The following is a 16787-nucleotide window of genomic DNA, read 5'->3' on the forward strand; positions in this document are numbered from 1 at the left end:
CACCACCCCTGCATAATCACCGGTATTTGTGATAACAAAGCATCACTCCGATAATAAGGCCAAACAAACCTACTTCCTGAATGCCACCAGCGTCACGGCAATCCCCAACACGGCAGAAATCGCCCCCGCCATAAACACCGACGAATAGCCCATGGAAGTCGCCAGAATGCCCGTCAGCGGCCCGGTGATACCGTACGAAATATCCTGGAACGCCGCATAGCCGCCCAGGGCGGTGCCGCGAACCTGAGGTGGAACGCGCTTAACCACTTCCACACCTAATGCAGGGAAAATCAGCGAGCAGCCGCAGCCGGTAAGCGCCGCCCCCAGCAACGCGGTCCACGCGCCCGGCGCATGCCACAGAAGCAGCAAGCCCACCGTTTCAACGGCCAGGGAGAACAGCGCCACGCGCACGCCGCCGTAGCGGTCAGGCATCCAGCCAAACAGCACGCGCACCAGCACAAACGCACCGCCGAAAGCGGTTAAGGTGAAGCCCGCATGGGCCCAGCCGTTTGCGGCAAAATAGAGCGAAACAAAGGTGCCAATAACGGCGAAACCGACGCCCTGAAGCGCCAGCCCAAGTCCCGGCTGCCAGATAAGCCCGACAACCGCAAATAGCGAAGGACGTTCGCCTTTATGAGCCGGAACAGGTTTCACGGTGCCGTTAAATAACAGCCCAATCAGCGGCAGAGCAATAGTGGTCACGCCCAGCGCCACGAACCCCCACTGACTGTTAAGCATCAGACCAAGCGGCGCCCCGGCGGCCAGCGCGCCGTAAATCGCCATCCCATTCCAGGACATCACCTTGCCAGAACGGCCCGGGCCAACCAGCCCCAGCCCCCAGGTCAGGTTACCGGTCAGCAGCTGGCTTTCACCAAAGCCAAGAATCAGCCTGCCAACAATCAACAAACCAAACTTCACCGCAGGCTCTACCGGCAGCAGCGCGGCGAGCAAGTAGGCTACGCCCGCCAGCCCACAGGCAAACATCCCCTGCAGGACAGAGCGTTTAGCACCCATCTGGTCAGCCAGCCGTCCGGCATAGCCTCGAGTTAATACTGTGGCAAGAAACTGAATGCCCACCGCCACGCCAACCATCATGTTGCCGTAGCCAAGCTGCTGGTGCACAAAAAGCGGGATAACGGGCAGCGGCAGGCCAACCGTCATGTAGGTAAGAAATACCGCAAAGGTAATTCTGAATAGCGATGTATTCGCCGACTTCGACGTTTTAAGGGTGGTCTCAGGTACCGCAGACATACTGCTTACTCCATAAATTCAGAGCAAGGCGCAACTCAACCCGCGCCCTTTCCTCTGAGTGTTCAGATTATAGGGTGCGTTGGTTAACGTTAAACGCTTACGCATTATCAAAATGATAATGGAGGGGAATGCATAGTGCCTGCCGGCTAACCGGCTGTCAATGCAGTGGAATAGACAAAAAAATAGGGCGCCCGCAGGCACCCCATTCTGAAATATTTCTGGCGATTAAGCCTTAAGCTTACGCATCACCAGCGTGGCGTTAGTGCCGCCGAAGCCGAAGCTGTTGGACATCACGGTGGTCAGCGTCGCATCGGTAGGTTTGGTAACGATGTTCAGGCCAGCAGCCTGCTCGTCCAGCTCTTCGACGTTAATGCTTGGCGCGATGAAGCCGTGCTCCAGCATCAGCAGAGAATAGATGGCTTCCTGCACGCCCGCGGCACCCAAAGAGTGACCGGTCATGGCTTTGGTCGCAGAAATGGCCGGGCTATGGTCAGCGAACACTTCACGAATCGCACCCAGCTCTTTCACGTCGCCTACCGGAGTAGAAGTCCCGTGGGAGTTCAGGTAGTCGATTGGCGTATCAACGCCGTGCATCGCCATCTTCATGCAGCGCACCGCGCCTTCGCCGGATGGGGCAACCATGTCTGCGCCATCGGACGTTGCGCCGTAGCCAACGATCTCAGCATAGATGTGCGCGCCACGAGCCAGAGCGTGCTCCAGTTCTTCAACCACAACCATACCGCCGCCGCCAGCGATGACGAAGCCGTCACGGTGTGCGTCATAGGTACGGGAAGCTTTATCTGGAGTTTCGTTGTACTTGGTGGACAGTGCGCCCATCGCATCGAACTCACAGGCCATTTCCCAGCCCAGTTCTTCGCCGCCGCCGGCAAAGACGATGTCTTGTTTACCCAGCTGAATCTGCTCTACTGCGTTACCGATGCAGTGGGCAGAAGTCGCACAGGCGGAGCTGATGGAGTAGTTCACACCGTGAATTTTGAATGGCGTTGCCAGGCAAGCGGAAACCGCGGAGCCCATTGCTTTAGTCACCACGTAAGGACCCACGGCTTTCAGACCACGAGGGCTACGCATGGCGTCAGCACCAAAGACCTGCGCTTTAGAAGAGCCGCCGGAACCGGCAATCAGACCAACGTGTGGGTTGTTCTGGTAAACCTCTTCGCTCAGGCCAGCATCCGCAATCGCTTCACGCATGGAAAGATAGGCATAGATAGAGGCATCGTTCATGAAACGAACCACTTTACGGTCGATCAAACCGGTGGTATCCAGCTTGACGTTCCCCCAGATGTGGCTGCGCATTCCCGCGTCTTTAAACTCTTCCGAGAAAGTGATCCCGGAGCGTCCTTCTCGCAGAGATGCCAGGACTTCCTGCTGGTTATTACCAATGCTGGAAACAATGCCCAGGCCAGTAATCACTGCACGTTTCATTCAAATACCTCGTTCACTGCACTATGTAGGATTTCGTGTCGCACAATAGCGTACAGTTGTAAGCCGAACAAGTCCGATCAGCCAAATTGTGCGGAAATTTGCGCCGCTCCGCTCACACCGTTATGATCGAGCCACTGCCTGTCAGACGAGCAACTTACGTGAAACATTCCCCTATACAATCCGCCAACCTCGGTTTTAACGAAGAAGGTACACCTGTATCCCGAGATTTTGACGACGTTTACTTCTCTAACGATAACGGACTGGAAGAGACGCGTTACGTATTCCTCGGCGGAAACCATCTCCCTGAACGCTTTGCAACCCACGAAAGACCGCTGTTTGTCGTGGCAGAAAGTGGATTTGGCACCGGCCTTAACTTTTTGACTTTATGGCAGGCGTTCGATGAATTTTGTGTGAAACGTGAGGATGCCTGCTTAAAACGGCTGCATTTTATCAGTTTTGAAAAATTCCCGCTGACCGCCGCCGATCTGACGCTCGCCCATCAGCACTGGCCAGAGCTAAGTCGTTTCGCTACCGAGCTTCAGCAACAATGGCCGCTGCCGATTCCCGGCTGCCACCGCCTGCTGCTGGACAACGGCCGCATCACGCTGGACCTGTGGTTTGGCGATATTAACGAGCTGATATCTCAGTTAGATGACACCCTTAATCAGCAGGTCGATGCCTGGTTCCTGGATGGCTTCGCGCCCGCCAAAAACCCGGATATGTGGACGCCCCAGCTCTTCCAGGCCATGGTTCGCATGGCCCGCCCTAGCGGCACGCTGGCGACCTTTACCTCCGCAGGCTTTGTGCGCCGCGGCCTGATTGAAGCAGGCTTCACCGTGACGCGCAGTAAAGGGTTTGGCCGTAAACGCGAGATGCTCGTCGGGTCGTTGCAAGAACCGATTGAAACCCCAGCTCGCGCACCGTGGTACGCCCGTCCCGGCACGCCCGAACGCGAAACCGCCATTATCGGCGGCGGTATTGCCAGCGCGCTGCTCGCCCTTGCACTACTTCGCCGGGGCTGGCAGGTGACGCTGTATTGTGAAGACGAGGCACCGGCGCAGGGAGCTTCCGGCAACCGCCAGGGAGCACTTTACCCGCTGCTTACCGCACATGATGCGGCGTTAACCACCTTTTTCCCGGCTGCATTCACCTTTGCACGACGCCTGTATGACGCTCTTCCGGTAGCGTTTGACCATGACTGGTGTGGCGTAACCCAGCTCGCCTGGGATGAAAAAAGCGCCCATAAAATCGAACAGATGCTCGGCCTGGGTCTGCCAGACTTACTGGCGAAGGCCGTGGATGCTGAAACCATGGCGGAAACCTGCGGGGTGGCAACACAGTGCGGTGGCATTAGCTATCCGCTGGGCGGCTGGCTCTACCCGGCCCAGCTTACCGCCGGCGCGCTTGCGCTAGCCGAACAGCAAGGGTTGAATATTCATTACGGGCACAGAGTTATCGATTTAACGGCTGAAAATGGCGGCTGGAAGATAGAGTTTGCTCAGCAGGAAGCGGTTCAACACAGCTCGGTGGTGCTGGCCAACGGCCATCAAATCAGCCGGTTTACACAAACGCAAAACCTGCCGGTGTATTCCGTGGGCGGCCAGGTCAGCCATATTCCAACCACGCCAGGTTTAAGCCAGCTCCGCCAGGTACTGTGTTATGACGGCTATCTGACGCCGGTCAACCCGCAGAACCAGCAGCATTGTATTGGCGCCAGCTATCACCGTGGCCGGGATGAAATGGCCTGGAACGAAGAGGATCAGCAGCATAATCGCCAGCGGCTGCTCGACTGCCTGCCGAACGCCGAATGGGCAAAAGAAGTGGACGTTACAGCCAACGAAGCCCGCTGCGGCGTGCGCTGTGCTTCACGCGACCATTTGCCGATGGTAGGCAGCGTTCCGGATTTTGAAGCCACGCTGGAGCAATATGCCGGGCTTGCTGAGGATCGTGAAAATGCGGCACCGTCTCCGGTGTACGGCAATCTTTATATGCTGGGAGCACTGGGCTCGCGCGGGCTGTGCAGCGCGCCGCTGGCCTCGGAGATTCTGGCGGCGCAGATGAGTGAAGAACCTATTCCGCTGGATGCCGTCACGCTCGCGGCGCTGAACCCTAACCGGCTTTGGGTGAGGAAGTTATTGAAAGGCAAAGCGGTAAAATGATTATCCCCTAATCAGCGCTTCTGTGACGCTTTTATGCCCTCTCCCGCTTAGGGAGAGGGTTAGGGTGAGAGTCGGTCTTAAAATTTCGCCTTCTCGAAAAGCGTATCCCACATCCCCAGCACCAGCGCCTGATCGCGCGGCGACAGCTCACCGGCCTGAATCGCCTTTTGCAGGCTATCGCTCACCACCACATGCAGCGCGTCTGGCGTATGGTTTTCGCCGTTTTCCAGTTCGGCTACCGCCAGAGTCAGGTGCCCACGCAGATAACCGCTGGCAAACAGGTCGTCGTCACTGGCGTGCTCCACCATCTCATCAATCAACGCCAAAATACGTGACTCAAATTCCGCGATCATCATACATCCTCTTCATACAGGTGATTTTTAGTTTAGGTCTTCTGGCCAGGCAAACTGCCCGGCATCCAGCGCAGGAGTACCATAATACGCCCTTAGCGCGTCAATCAGACGTGCCGGACGCTCTGGGATCCCTTCTTTCAGATAAGTCATAACCTGAGCATGAACCCGGCGCTGAAACGCAATGCGGTCGGGCTCAAAATCGCCGCTCAGGTTGTCGCAGCTGACGTTAAACGGGAAGCCCGCGGCGGTGCTGAGCATCCACTCCAGCGCCTGCGGCTTCACCTCCACATCTTCAAATTTGCCCTGGGTTTCCGCGTCTCGCCCGTCCGGGCAGTACCAATAGCCGAAGTCCACCAGCTTGCGGCGTTCTTTACCGGCCACGCACCAGTGAGAAATTTCATGCATCCCGCTGGCGTAGTAGCCGTGCGCAAAGACGATGCGGTTATACGGCAGTTCGTCGTCCGCAGGCAGATAAATGGGTTCATCATCGCCCTTGATCAGGCGGGTATTAAACTCTGCCAGGAAGCAGCTATCGAACACGTCGATCAGCTCCTGATAATGGTGCTGTTTGCTCATTGTTACGTCATTCATTTCAGGCTATCCCTAACCAATGGAGGATTTCCGGTCCGTGGCTGTCATACAGCAGCTTGGTGCTCATCACCGCCGAAACCACGACGATCATCGGGCGAATCAGCTGCTGCCCTTTGCTCAATACGAGACGCGACCCCACTCTCGCCCCTAAAAATTGCCCGGCCATCATCACGAAGCCGGTACCCCAAATCACTTTGCCGCCGATAATAAACAGCAGCAGCCCACCGAGGTTTGACGTGGCGTTAAGCACTTTAGCGTGGGCGGTAGATTTGGCGAGATTGAAACCACAAAGCGTCACAAAAGCGAGTGCGTAAAACGACCCGGCACCGGGGCCAAAGAAGCCGTCATAAAACCCCACACAGCCGCCGGCCACTAACGCAAACGGCAGGCCATACAGGCGGCGCTGGCGATCTTCTTCGCCAAGCTTTGGCATCAGCAGAAAATAAAGCCCGATACCGATAATCAGCAGCGGCAGGATCTGACGCAAAATATCGGACTTCACGTGCTGCACCAGCAGCGCACCGCAGGTGGAGCCGATAAAAGTCATCAGAATATTGAGTTTCTGATCGGCAAGGCTGACCACTTTACGGCGAATGAAATAGAGCGAGGCTGAAACCGACCCGCCGCAGGCCTGAAGCTTGTTGGTCGCCAGCGCCTGCGCCGGGGACATCCCCGCAGCCAGCAAGGCCGGGACCGTCAGCAACCCTCCGCCGCCGGCAAGCGCATCAATAAACCCGGCAAGCATGGCGACAAAAAACAGCGCCACCAGCAGCAGCGGGGAAACCATAAACCATTCCATTTAGAGAACGTGCTCATCCAGTAATGCCTGACAGGAGGCCGGTAGCGGCGGTGGCGTTGTCTTTTTCGGCGGCGTACTGCCCGGCGCAGGCGGCGCGAACCAGCTTTGCAGCTCGGCACCGCAGCCGTCTCCTGGCGGAGGCAGAGGCTGATCTTCACACTCAAGGCTGTTAGCCGGGCAGCGCAAGCGCACGTGCATATGGGCGCGGTGGGCAAACCACGGGCGCACCTTACGCAGCCAGTCCCGGTCAGCCCCGGCATCTTCACAAAGCCGCTGCTTGATGGCCGGGTTCACGAAGATACGCGTGACGTCATTATCTTTGGCCGCGAGCTTAATCAGGCTGTCGATTTCCGGCTTCCACAGTGACGGCACCACGCGCTTGCCGTCCGCGGCGACTAAGTCCAACGCCTGCGGGCGCAGTAATTGCGCCGACGTCCAGCGAGCTTTTGGCAGTTGCAGGAAAATATCGACATCAAGCCCGGTCTGGTGGCTGGCGTGGCCGGAGCTAAAACGTCCGCCTGCCGCCATACCCATGTCACCAATTAATACCGTGCCGAGGCCAAGCTGATTGACCTGATTACTCAGACGCTGAATAAACATCACCAGATCGGGGTGACCAAAATAGCGACGCTGATCCGGGCGCATCACCTGATAGCGGGCGTCCTCAAGCGGCAACGCGTTAGCCCCCACGATACAGCCGTTGGAAAACGCGCCGATAGACTGCGCGCTACCGGCAATCGGATGGCCGATTTTTTGCCACGGCGTGGCCGCTAGAGCCTGAGCGCTGGCAGCCAGCGCCAGCATCCCGATCAGGAGTTTTTTCATCGTCTTACCAGCGAGGCAGCGGGGAAGAAACGTCAGCGTTCTGGGCGCGCTGGCGCAACAGATGATCCATCAGCACGATGGCCAGCATGGCTTCAGCGATCGGCACGGCGCGGATCCCCACGCACGGATCGTGACGACCACGGGTGATCATTTCTACTTCTTCGCCTTCGCGATTAATCGTTTTGCCCGGCACGGTAATGCTGGACGTCGGCTTCAGGGCCATGTTTGCCACAATCTGCTGGCCGCTGCTGATGCCGCCCAGAATGCCGCCCGCATGGTTGCTCTGGAAACCCTGTTTAGTGATTTCGTCCCGGTTCTGGCTACCGCGCAGGTTCACCACGCCGAAGCCTTCGCCAATTTCTACGCCTTTCACCGCGTTGATGCTCATCAGCGCGTGGGCAATGTCCGCATCCAGGCGGTCAAAGACCGGCTCGCCGAGGCCAGGAGGCACGTTGTCAGCGACGACGGTAACTTTCGCGCCGATAGAGTCGCCCTCTTTTTTCAGGCCGCGCATCAGCTCGTCCAGCGCCTCGATTTTATCCGGGTCCGGGCAGAAGAACGGGTTCTGCTCAACCTGATCCCAGTCTTTCATTTCCAGCGGAATATCGCCCATCTGCGTCAGACAACCGCGAATTTTAATGCCGAATTTCTGCTCAAGATATTTCTTTGCAATCGCGCCCGCTGCAACGCGCATAGCGGTTTCACGCGCAGAAGAACGGCCGCCACCGCGATAGTCGCGCAGGCCATATTTTTGTTCGTAGGTGTAATCCGCGTGCCCTGGACGGAACACGTCTTTGATGGCGCTGTAATCCTGGGAACGCTGATCGGTGTTTTCAATCAGCAGGCCGATGCTCGTGCCGGTCGTCACGCCTTCAAACACGCCGGAGAGAATTTTTACCTGGTCAGGCTCACGGCGCTGGGTGGTGTAACGCGAGGTGCCAGGGCGGCGGCGATCGAGATCGTGCTGCAGGTCGGCTTCGGTCAGCGGGATGCCCGGCGGCACGCCGTCAACAATGCAGCCTAGCGCGATGCCGTGGGATTCACCAAATGTCGTTACGCGAAAAACCTGTCCAATACTGTTACCAGCCATCACGGCTCCTTACTTAATCACCGTTGTCGTTGTTGTGTTGTGCGCGGGAAGTAAAACGAGTCCGAAGACTCGTTTACGTTCGGCAATTAATCTTTGTAGATGCTGAAGTGCTCGCGAGCTTCGATCAGCTGCGCTTTGGTCAGCATAAATACGCCGTCGCCGCCGTTGTCGAACTCAAGCCAGGTGAACGGCACCTCAGGGTATTGATCCATCAGATGCACCATGCTGTTCCCTACTTCACAAATCAGGATCCCGCCGTCGGCCAGGTAGTCCGGCGCGCAGGCCAGGATGCGGCGAGCCAGCTTCAGGCCATCGCTTCCGGCCGCCAGGCCCAGCTCTGGTTCGAAGTGATATTCACCCGGCAGGTCGGCCATATCTTCTTCATCAACGTACGGCGGGTTTGTGACAATCACGTCGTACTGCACTTTAGGCAGGTCGCGGAAAAGGTCAGAACGAATCGGCGTGACGTTGTGGTCCATGCCGTGCTCGGAAATGTTCTGCTCGGCCACGGCGATAGCGTCAGGGGAAATATCAACGATATCCACTTCCGCATTCGGGAATTCATAGGCGCAGGCGATGCCGATACAGCCGCTGCCGGTGCACATATCCAGAATATGCTGCGGCTCGTGGTCAATCATCCCGGCAAAGCGGTTGTTAATCAGTTCACCAATCGGCGAACGCGGCACCAGCACGCGTTCGTCTACATAGAACTCATGGCCGCAGAACCAGGCTTTATTGGTCAGATAAGCAACCGGAATACGCTCGTTTACGCGGCGAATCACGCGCTCAACGATACGGTGGCGCTCGCTTGGCGTCAGACGGGCGGTGCGCATGTCTTCAGGAATATCCAGCGGCAGGTACAGGCTAGGCAGAACCAGCTGAACGGCTTCATCCCATGGATTGTCGGTGCCGTGCCCATACCAGATGTTGGCGGCGCTAAAGCGGCTGACCGACCAGCGCAGCATGTCCTGAATGGTATGCAGCTCGTTTACTGCCTCATCGACGAAAATTTTATCCACGTGCCCTCCGCAGGCGACTCACGCTAGTTCAATAATAATCGGCTAGTTTGCCATGAAGGAGGCGACAAATCAGCACCCATCGACGCCGGGAGGCGGTGAAATTTGCGTTTTCTTTATTGCCGGCGGGGAAAGCGGGTAAACTGGCGGCAAAGCGAATGCGAGATGAGATAAACATGAAAAAGAAATCACCGCTCAGTTCCGAAGACGAGGCGCTTTTTCGCGGCCTGATGAGCGGCACCAAAAAACTGGCTCAGGACACGATTGTTCACCGCCCGGTGCGTAAAAAGATAACGGAAGTCCCGGTAAAACGTCTGCTGCAGGAGCAGGCCGATGCCAGCCACTATTTTTCCGATGAATTCCAGCCGCGCCTGGCGACCGAAGGGCCAATGCGCTATGTGCGAGAAGGCGTGAGCCATTTTGAGCTGAAAAAACTGCGTCGCGGTGATTATTCCCCGGAGCTGTTTCTTGATTTACACGGACTTACCCAGCTACAGGCAAAACAGGAATTAGGCGCGCTGATTGCCGCCTGCCGTCGCGAGCATGTTTTCTGCGCCTGCGTGATGCACGGCCACGGTAAACACGTCCTTAAGCAGCAAACGCCGCTGTGGCTGGCACAGCATCCGCATATCGTCGCGTTTCACCAGGCACCGAAAGAGTACGGCGGCGATGCCGCACTGCTGGTGTTAATAGAAATTGAAGAGTGGCAGCCGCCGGAGCTGCCGTAAGTTCGTCGTGGAAGATTCCCCTCACCCTGCCCCATTGGAAAAAAACAACGCCGGACAATCCCCTCGCCCCTTTGGGGTGAGGGGAAATCCTTAACACTTAAAAAGCAAAAAGAGCCGCTTTCGCGACTCTTTTTTTCATGCTCACAGCAATCAGATAGCCTTCGCCACCTTGAAGTTGCAGGGGCTCATCTGCCAGTTAAATACGCCTTTACCCGATTCCGGATCCAGCGTGACGTTGGCAATTGCTGAAGTGGTGAACATCGGCGGAGCCTCTTCCGGGCAAAGCTCGGAAACCAGGTAACCAACCAGCGGCAGGTGGGAAACCACCAGCGCGGATTCAACGCCTTCGTTCGCCAGCGCCAGCAGGTAATCCCCCACCAGGCCCACATCACCGCAGGGCCGCAGCTCTGGCAGGATGTCTTCTTTTTCCGGGAGGTTCAGCGCTTCCCGCACCACGTCCAGGGTCTGTTCAGCTCGCAGGTAAGGGCTCACCAGAACACGTTCGATACTTGCCACTTGACCCGTTAACCAGGTCGCCATCAGACGGGACTCATCACACCCACATTGGGTTAAGGGACGAACCGAGTCGCTGGCAGCATCGAGTGCTGCGTCGCCGTGACGCATGATAAAAACTTGCATATTGCACCGCTTTTGTTAACCAGGAACGCCTGAACCCACACGCTGAAAAAGTGGGGTTCACGGCAGCCGGGCATTGTGCCTTATCCGTACATCGAATGAAACGCTGTCTTTTACCTCAATGCTGCAAGTATAGTCAATATCTGTTTACAAAATGACCTTGCGGCGTACATTTACAGGTTTTAGCTCAGCGCTTCGTCAAGCTCGGTCACCGATTGCGCCCTGGGCGCAGGCCAGAAACTAAGCTGTTGTTCAGCCATAATAATCAGCCTTTCACAGGGCTTGAAACGCTCCCCGTACTGGCCTGCTAAACGCTGCAATTTGGCCACCACATCGGCGGCTCCCAGGCTGTCCATATACCTGAACGGCCCGCCTAAAAACGGCGGAAAACCAATGCCGAAAACGCCACCAATATCGCCATCACGCGCGCTTCTGACCACGCCTTCATCAAGGCAACGAGCCGCCTCGTTGAGCATCATCATGACGCAGCGCTCAGCTATCTGATCCGGGGTCTGACGCCCGTTCGGCGTCACGCCTAACAGCGTGTAAATCGCTGTATCAGGCTGTTTCTTGCTTTTACGCCCTTTTGCCGGATAAAGATAGAAACCGCGACCATTTTTTCTTCCTTTGCGATCGTCCTTCAAGATTGCATCGACGCTATCAGGCGCGGCGAAGCGATCGCCAAAGGCCTGCTGCAGAATTGGGATAATCTTGGTGCCGACGTCTATCCCAACCTCATCCAGCAATTGTACTGGCCCAACCGGGAAACCGAACTTCACCAGCGCGTCGTCGATACGTTCGATCGGCTCACCTTCCGTGAGGCAGCGCAGCGCTTCATTAACGTAAGGCGCAAGAATGCGGTTGACGTAAAATCCGGCGCTGTCTCCCACCACAATCGGCGTTTTACCCTGTTTTTTCGCCAGCTGAACGGTCGTGGAAATCGTTTCCGCGCTAGTGCCCGAGTGAGGAATCACTTCTACCAGCGGCATTTTGTCCACAGGGCTGAAGAAATGCAGGCCAATAACCTGCTGCGGACGAGCGGCCTGAGCGGCGATGTCGGCAATCGGCAGTGAAGAAGTATTCGAGGCAAAAACGGTGTGCGGCGCGGCATGCTGCTCCACTTCGGCTACCATTTTTTGCTTCAGCGCCAAATCTTCAAACACGGCTTCTACCACAATATCTCGCTGGCTAAAGCCGTGGTAATCGGTTCCACCGGAGATGCGTGCCAGCTCGCGCTGGCGCTCGGCAGGCTTCATATGACGACGGCGAACTTTCTTATCCAGCAAATCCCAGCTGTATTTCAGCGCGTGGTTAATGCCTTCGTTATTGATGTCTTTAATACGCACCGGAAGCTTGCCTTTGGTGGCCGTCACATAGGCAATCCCGCCGCCCATCAACCCGCCCCCCAGCACACCGACCGAATTCAGCTTGCCGGGCTTCGCTTCGCCGCCGTACTCTTTTTTCAGCTCCGTGCTGGCGAAGAACAGACCGCGCAAGGCAGCAGATTGAGGGGACATTGCCAGCTCACCGAACGCTTTTGCCTCGGCCTCATAGCCGCTTTTACTCCCCTGCTCCAGCCCGGTACGGATAACCTCGATAATCCGGCCCGTTGCCGGGTAATTCCCCTGCGTCTTTTCTTCCGTCTTCTTGCTGACCAGCCTGAACAACAAAGAGCGCCCGAGCGGCCCGGCAAGCACGCGTTCCTTTACCGGCAGCTCACGCGAAGGTTTTCGCCCTTTAAGCGCCAGCGCAACGGCAGCCTCAAGCAAAATAGATTCGGGCACCACGTCATCCACCAGGCCCAGCTTTAAGGCCTGACGCGGACGCAACTGCTTGCCGGTTAAAATCATGTCCAGCGCGTTGCTGACCCCTATCAGCCGAGGCAAACGCTGAGTGCCACCAGACCCCGGCAGCAGGCCCAGCTGCACCTCCGGCAGGCCAAGCAGCGTTTTAGGTGAGTCGGAGCAAATCCGGGCATGACAGGCAAGCGCCATTTCCAGACCGCCGCCCAGGCAGGCACCGTGAATCGCAGCCACCACCGGGATCGGCAGCGCAGCGATTTCCGCCATGATTTGCTGCCCCTGTCGCGCCAGCTCTCGCGCTTCTTCAGCCGTTTTGCAGCCGGCGATCATATTGATGTCGGCCCCGGCGATAAAGTTGTCCGGTTTGCCGGAGATAAACACCAGCCCCTGCACACTCGGGTTATCGCGCAGTTTTTTAATAATGCTGTGTACCTGTGCGCCAAACTCGGCCTTCAGGGTATTCATTTTTTCGCCTGGAACGTCGATGGTCACAACGGCGACGTTATCCAGCCGGATGTGTAAATCGAATGCGCCTTTTTGTTCCATCACTCCACCTCCAGAACCATTGCCGCCCCAAGTCCACCGGCCGCACACGCGGTGACAAGACCAAAACCGCCGCCGCGACGACGCAGCTCATGCAGCGTTTGGGTAATCATCCTGGCGCCCGTCGCCGCAAACGGGTGCCCGTAGGCAATCGACCCGCCCAGCACGTTAAATTTTGCGTCATCGACTTCGCCGGTGGCGTGGGCCCGGCCCAGCACATTGCGGGCAAAGTTTTCACTGGAAAGCATTTTCAGGTTGGCTAACGTCTGCGCGGCAAACGCTTCATGCATATCAAACAGGGTCAAATCGTTCAGCGTGATCCCGGCGCGTTCAAGCGCCAGCGGCGTCGCCCACGCCGGGCCAAGCAGCATGTCCTGCCAGACATCAATGGCGGTAAACGCGTAGCTGCGCAGGAAGCCGAGCGGCTTGAGGCCAAGCTCTTTTGCCCGGGATTCGGTCATCAGGATCACGGCCGCAGCGCCATCCGTCAGCGGCGTGCTGTTCGCCGCGGTAACGGTGCCGTGCTTGCGGTCAAACGCCGGACGCAGTTTTGCATAATCGGCGAGGCTTGAGCCTTTACGTACGTTGTTATCTTCGGCAAACGGCTGGCGATACGGAGGAATAAACGCCGTCATGACTTCATCGGCCAGCTTCCCTTCCTGCCAGGCCTGGGCAGCACGTTCGTGGGAACGATGAGCCAGCGCATCCTGCTGCTCGCGGGTGATGCCGTGGGTCTTCGCCATTTGCTCGGCGGTGTCGCCCATCCGCAAACCGGTAGAATATTCAGCCACAGCAGGAGGAACCGGCAAAAGATCCCGAGGACGTAATTTGGAAAACAGTTTCAGGCGCTGCCCAAGCGTGCGCGCTTTGTTTACATCCACCAGCGTACGGCCCAGCTTTTTACTGACGCCAATAGGCAGCACGGAAGAGGAATCAGCCCCCCCGGCAATCCCGGCGCGAATAGTGCCGGCCATCAAGCTTTCGGCCACGTTCGCAACGGCCTGGAAACTGGTGGCGCAGGCACGGCTCACGCTATAGGCGTCGGTATGCACGCTCATACCGGTACCAAGCACGATTTCGCGGGCAATGTTTGGGGCTTCTGGCATCTGTACAACCTGGCCGAAAACCAGCTGTTCGATAGCTTCGGGCGGCACTTCACTGCGGGCCATCAGCTCGCTCACCACCATATTGCCGAGATCGACGGCGGGAATACCATGGAAAGCCGTGGCCTGACGGGCAAACGGCGTACGTAAACCACTGACAATGGCAATACGATCGCCCTGGCGGGTAATCAACGGCAGTGCCTGACTCATAACGCTCCCCTGCTAAAAAAAGTGAATACAGACAAAAAGTGGTCTGACCTGATCACAGTCTTAACTAAAAATTCACATCCAGCCAACTAGCGGGCAAGAAAAATGGGAGAAGCGACACGAATTATTACACTACGAAATGAACTCCCCCGCTGTACACGGGGGAATTAGAGACGGGGAACTTAACGCAGACCGAGCTGGAAGATCATCGTTTCAGCCTGGCAGCTGAACTGGAAATCGATATCCAGTTGGACGCCGTCGGCGACTTCGGTGTAGCGCGGCGTAATCTGGCAAGGTTCAGATTCAACTTCACGGGCCTTGGCCGTTAACGCAGCCAGAACGTCATCAGCCTCAGTTTTACTAGTAAATACACGGCTGTAGGAGGCGATGCAATCTGTGTTGTCGATAATGGAACCGACATCAATGCAGCAGCAAACCGGGGTTTCATCGGCGGTATTTTTACTCATCACGCTTTCCTCTGTAATGCGGCCTAAAAAAGGAGAATGGTTAAAATAATTGTGGCTATTTTACGCCCGCCGTTGCATCTGCTCCAGTTGATAATCCTCACAAAACCGACAAGTGACGGAAATCACACTTAAAAATGATCTAAAACAAATAACATCCCCCATATGGAGGGAAGTTCCCCCGGAATTTGCCAACCAGATCCCGTTTTCAAGATCAAACATGAAAAACTTTAGAAACAAACTTGCAACATCCTCGCTGGTCAGACCTATACTCTCGCCACTGGTCTGATTTCTCTGTTTCCGATCAGTCCCTACTATTCGCGCTCCTGTTACGGTATGTAACATTGTTTGCATAAAAATAAATCAATGAGGTTTTGGTCATGAGCCAGAAAAACCTGTTTACAAAGTCAGCCCTCGCGGTTGCAGTGGCAATAGTCTCCTCTCAGGCGTACGCCGCCGGCTTTCAATTAAACGAGTTCTCTTCCTCTGGCCTTGGCCGAGCGTATTCAGGGGAAGGTGCAGTTGCGGATAATGCGGGTTCAGCAAGCCGCAACCCCGCTACCATCATGATGTTTGATCGCCCTTCTTTCTCCGCTGGTGCGATCTTCGTTGACCCGGACGTTGATATCTCCGGCAGGTCGCAGACGGGCAAAAGCCTTAATGCGAAAAACATCGCGCCAACCGCATGGGTCCCTAACCTGCACTTTGTTGCGCCGATTAACGAACAGTTTGGCTGGGGTGCTTCCGTCACCTCTAACTACGGCCTGGCCACCGAATATAATGACAGCTACGCAGCAGGCTCGATGGGCGGTACCACCGACCTGACGACCCTGAACATGAACCTGAGCGGCGCCTACCGCCTGAGCAGCAACTGGAGCTTCGGGCTGGGCTTCAACGCGGTATACGCCAAGGCGAAGATTGAGCGTTATGCCGGTGACTTAGGGCAGCTGATGGCCGGAAAAATTTCCTCAAGCCCTCTTGGAGCAACGCCTCAGGGTCAGGCACTGGCTGCCTACGCGAACTCTATTGCGCCAGATACCCAGATTGCGCACCTGAAGGGTGACAAATGGGGCTTCGGCTGGAACGCCGGTATTCTTTATGAAATTGATAAAGATAACCGCTACGGCTTCACCTACCGTTCTGAAGTGAAAATTGACTTCGACGGCGACTATAAGAGCAGCCTGCCGCCTTCAAGCGCTCTGCCACCTGCGGCTGCGGGTCTGTTAGCGGCAAACAATATTCCGTCAGGCACGGGCGGCGCGACCATTCCAGGCTCTCTGAACCTGTATCTGCCAGAAATGTGGGAACTGTCCGGCTATAACAAAGTGGCGCCGAAATGGGCCATTCACTATAGCCTGACCTACACCAGCTGGAGCCAGTTCCAGGAGCTGAAAGCGAAAGGCAGCAACGGCCAGACGCTGTTCTATAAGGACGAAGGCTTCAAAGATGCTTACCGCATCGCGCTGGGTACCACCTACTACATGGACGACAACTGGACGTTCCGTACCGGTATCGCGTTCGATGACAGCCCGGTTCCGGCTAACAAGCGTTCTATCTCCATTCCTGACCAGGACCGCCTGTGGCTGAGCGCCGGTACCACCTATGCGTTTAATAAGGACGCTTCTGTGGACGTAGGCGTTTCCTACATGCACGGTCAGAAAGTCAATATCGAAGAAGGCCCATACACCTTCAAATCTGAAGGTAAAGCCTGGCTGTACGGCGCGAACTTCAACTACGCGTTCTAAGTTACCGCCCCGAAAAGTAAAGCGCCTTCTGA

Annotated in this window: 15 protein-coding genes; 3 read left to right on the forward strand and 12 right to left on the reverse strand. The window is 56.5% G+C overall.

Features of this window, described 5'->3' with window-relative positions; all coding sequences use genetic code 11:
- Nucleotides 1–69: 69 nt before the first annotated feature.
- Together CNE01S_RS17590 and fabB are read right to left on the reverse strand one after the other, a co-directional pair.
- Nucleotides 70–1251 (reverse strand): MFS transporter, encoded by a 1182-nt coding sequence (locus tag CNE01S_RS17590; protein WP_061277553.1) that lies wholly within the window; start codon nucleotides 1249–1251, stop codon nucleotides 70–72.
- A 225-nt stretch (nucleotides 1252–1476) separates the two neighbouring features.
- Complete coding sequence (fabB, locus tag CNE01S_RS17595; protein WP_061277554.1) at nucleotides 1477–2694, reverse strand: beta-ketoacyl-ACP synthase I; 1218 nt, start codon at nucleotides 2692–2694, stop codon at nucleotides 1477–1479.
- A 158-nt stretch (nucleotides 2695–2852) separates the two neighbouring features.
- Here fabB and mnmC point away from each other — a divergent pair, with 158 nt between their 5' ends.
- On the forward strand, nucleotides 2853–4853 hold the full coding sequence (gene mnmC / locus CNE01S_RS17600) for a bifunctional tRNA (5-methylaminomethyl-2-thiouridine)(34)-methyltransferase MnmC2/FAD-dependent 5-carboxymethylaminomethyl-2-thiouridine(34) oxidoreductase MnmC1 (RefSeq protein ID WP_061277605.1): 2001 nt from the start codon (nucleotides 2853–2855) through the stop codon (nucleotides 4851–4853).
- 77 nt (nucleotides 4854–4930) lie between these two features.
- On the opposite strand, the gene CNE01S_RS17605 is transcribed toward mnmC, so the two are convergent.
- The 6 genes from CNE01S_RS17605 to prmB form a co-directional block, all read right to left on the reverse strand.
- Nucleotides 4931–5206, reverse strand: a complete 276-nt coding sequence (locus CNE01S_RS17605; RefSeq protein WP_045781866.1) for a YfcL family protein — start codon at nucleotides 5204–5206, stop codon at nucleotides 4931–4933.
- A 27-nt stretch (nucleotides 5207–5233) separates the two neighbouring features.
- A complete protein-coding gene (locus CNE01S_RS17610) occupies nucleotides 5234–5782 on the reverse strand; it encodes an elongation factor P hydroxylase (RefSeq protein ID WP_061277606.1) in 549 nt (182 codons plus the stop codon).
- Between the two features lie 16 nt (nucleotides 5783–5798).
- Entirely contained in the window at nucleotides 5799–6596 is a 798-nt protein-coding gene (locus CNE01S_RS17615) for a sulfite exporter TauE/SafE family protein (RefSeq protein ID WP_061277555.1), read from the reverse strand.
- Nucleotides 6597–7421 carry a penicillin-insensitive murein endopeptidase gene (mepA, locus tag CNE01S_RS17620; protein WP_061277556.1) on the reverse strand — a complete coding sequence of 275 codons (825 nt, stop codon included), beginning with the start codon at nucleotides 7419–7421 and terminating at the stop codon, nucleotides 6597–6599.
- A gap of 4 nt (nucleotides 7422–7425) precedes the next feature.
- Nucleotides 7426–8511 carry a chorismate synthase gene (aroC, locus tag CNE01S_RS17625; RefSeq protein ID WP_061277557.1) on the reverse strand — a complete coding sequence of 362 codons (1086 nt, stop codon included), beginning with the start codon at nucleotides 8509–8511 and terminating at the stop codon, nucleotides 7426–7428.
- A gap of 86 nt (nucleotides 8512–8597) precedes the next feature.
- Nucleotides 8598–9530 (reverse strand): 50S ribosomal protein L3 N(5)-glutamine methyltransferase, encoded by a 933-nt coding sequence (gene prmB / locus CNE01S_RS17630; protein ID WP_038480721.1) that lies wholly within the window; start codon nucleotides 9528–9530, stop codon nucleotides 8598–8600.
- Nucleotides 9531–9703: 173 nt separating this feature from the next.
- Between prmB and smrB the strand changes: the two genes are divergently transcribed.
- Nucleotides 9704–10255 (forward strand): endonuclease SmrB, encoded by a 552-nt coding sequence (gene smrB / locus CNE01S_RS17635; protein ID WP_038480719.1) that lies wholly within the window; start codon nucleotides 9704–9706, stop codon nucleotides 10253–10255.
- Nucleotides 10256–10405: 150 nt separating this feature from the next.
- On the opposite strand, the gene sixA is transcribed toward smrB, so the two are convergent.
- From sixA to CNE01S_RS17655, 4 genes are all read right to left on the reverse strand, one after another.
- Entirely contained in the window at nucleotides 10406–10894 is a 489-nt protein-coding gene (gene sixA, locus CNE01S_RS17640) for a phosphohistidine phosphatase SixA (RefSeq protein ID WP_061277558.1), read from the reverse strand.
- A 179-nt stretch (nucleotides 10895–11073) separates the two neighbouring features.
- Nucleotides 11074–13239 carry a fatty acid oxidation complex subunit alpha FadJ gene (gene fadJ / locus CNE01S_RS17645; RefSeq protein WP_061277559.1) on the reverse strand — a complete coding sequence of 722 codons (2166 nt, stop codon included), beginning with the start codon at nucleotides 13237–13239 and terminating at the stop codon, nucleotides 11074–11076.
- Nucleotides 13239–14549 (reverse strand): acetyl-CoA C-acyltransferase FadI, encoded by a 1311-nt coding sequence (gene fadI / locus CNE01S_RS17650; protein ID WP_061277560.1) that lies wholly within the window; start codon nucleotides 14547–14549, stop codon nucleotides 13239–13241. The genes fadJ and fadI overlap by 1 nt, the downstream gene beginning before the upstream one ends.
- 179 nt (nucleotides 14550–14728) lie before the next feature.
- Complete coding sequence (locus CNE01S_RS17655; protein ID WP_061277561.1) at nucleotides 14729–15013, reverse strand: YfcZ/YiiS family protein; 285 nt, start codon at nucleotides 15011–15013, stop codon at nucleotides 14729–14731.
- Between the two features lie 377 nt (nucleotides 15014–15390).
- Between CNE01S_RS17655 and fadL the strand changes: the two genes are divergently transcribed.
- Nucleotides 15391–16755, forward strand: coding sequence for a long-chain fatty acid transporter FadL (gene fadL, locus CNE01S_RS17660; RefSeq protein WP_061277562.1), 1365 nt, complete (start codon nucleotides 15391–15393; stop codon nucleotides 16753–16755).
- Nucleotides 16756–16787: the final 32 nt, after the last annotated feature.

Origin of the sequence: Cedecea neteri NBRC 105707 = ATCC 33855 (assembly GCF_001571265.1) — a bacterium.
In the GTDB taxonomy this organism is placed as follows: domain Bacteria; phylum Pseudomonadota; class Gammaproteobacteria; order Enterobacterales; family Enterobacteriaceae; genus Cedecea; species Cedecea neteri.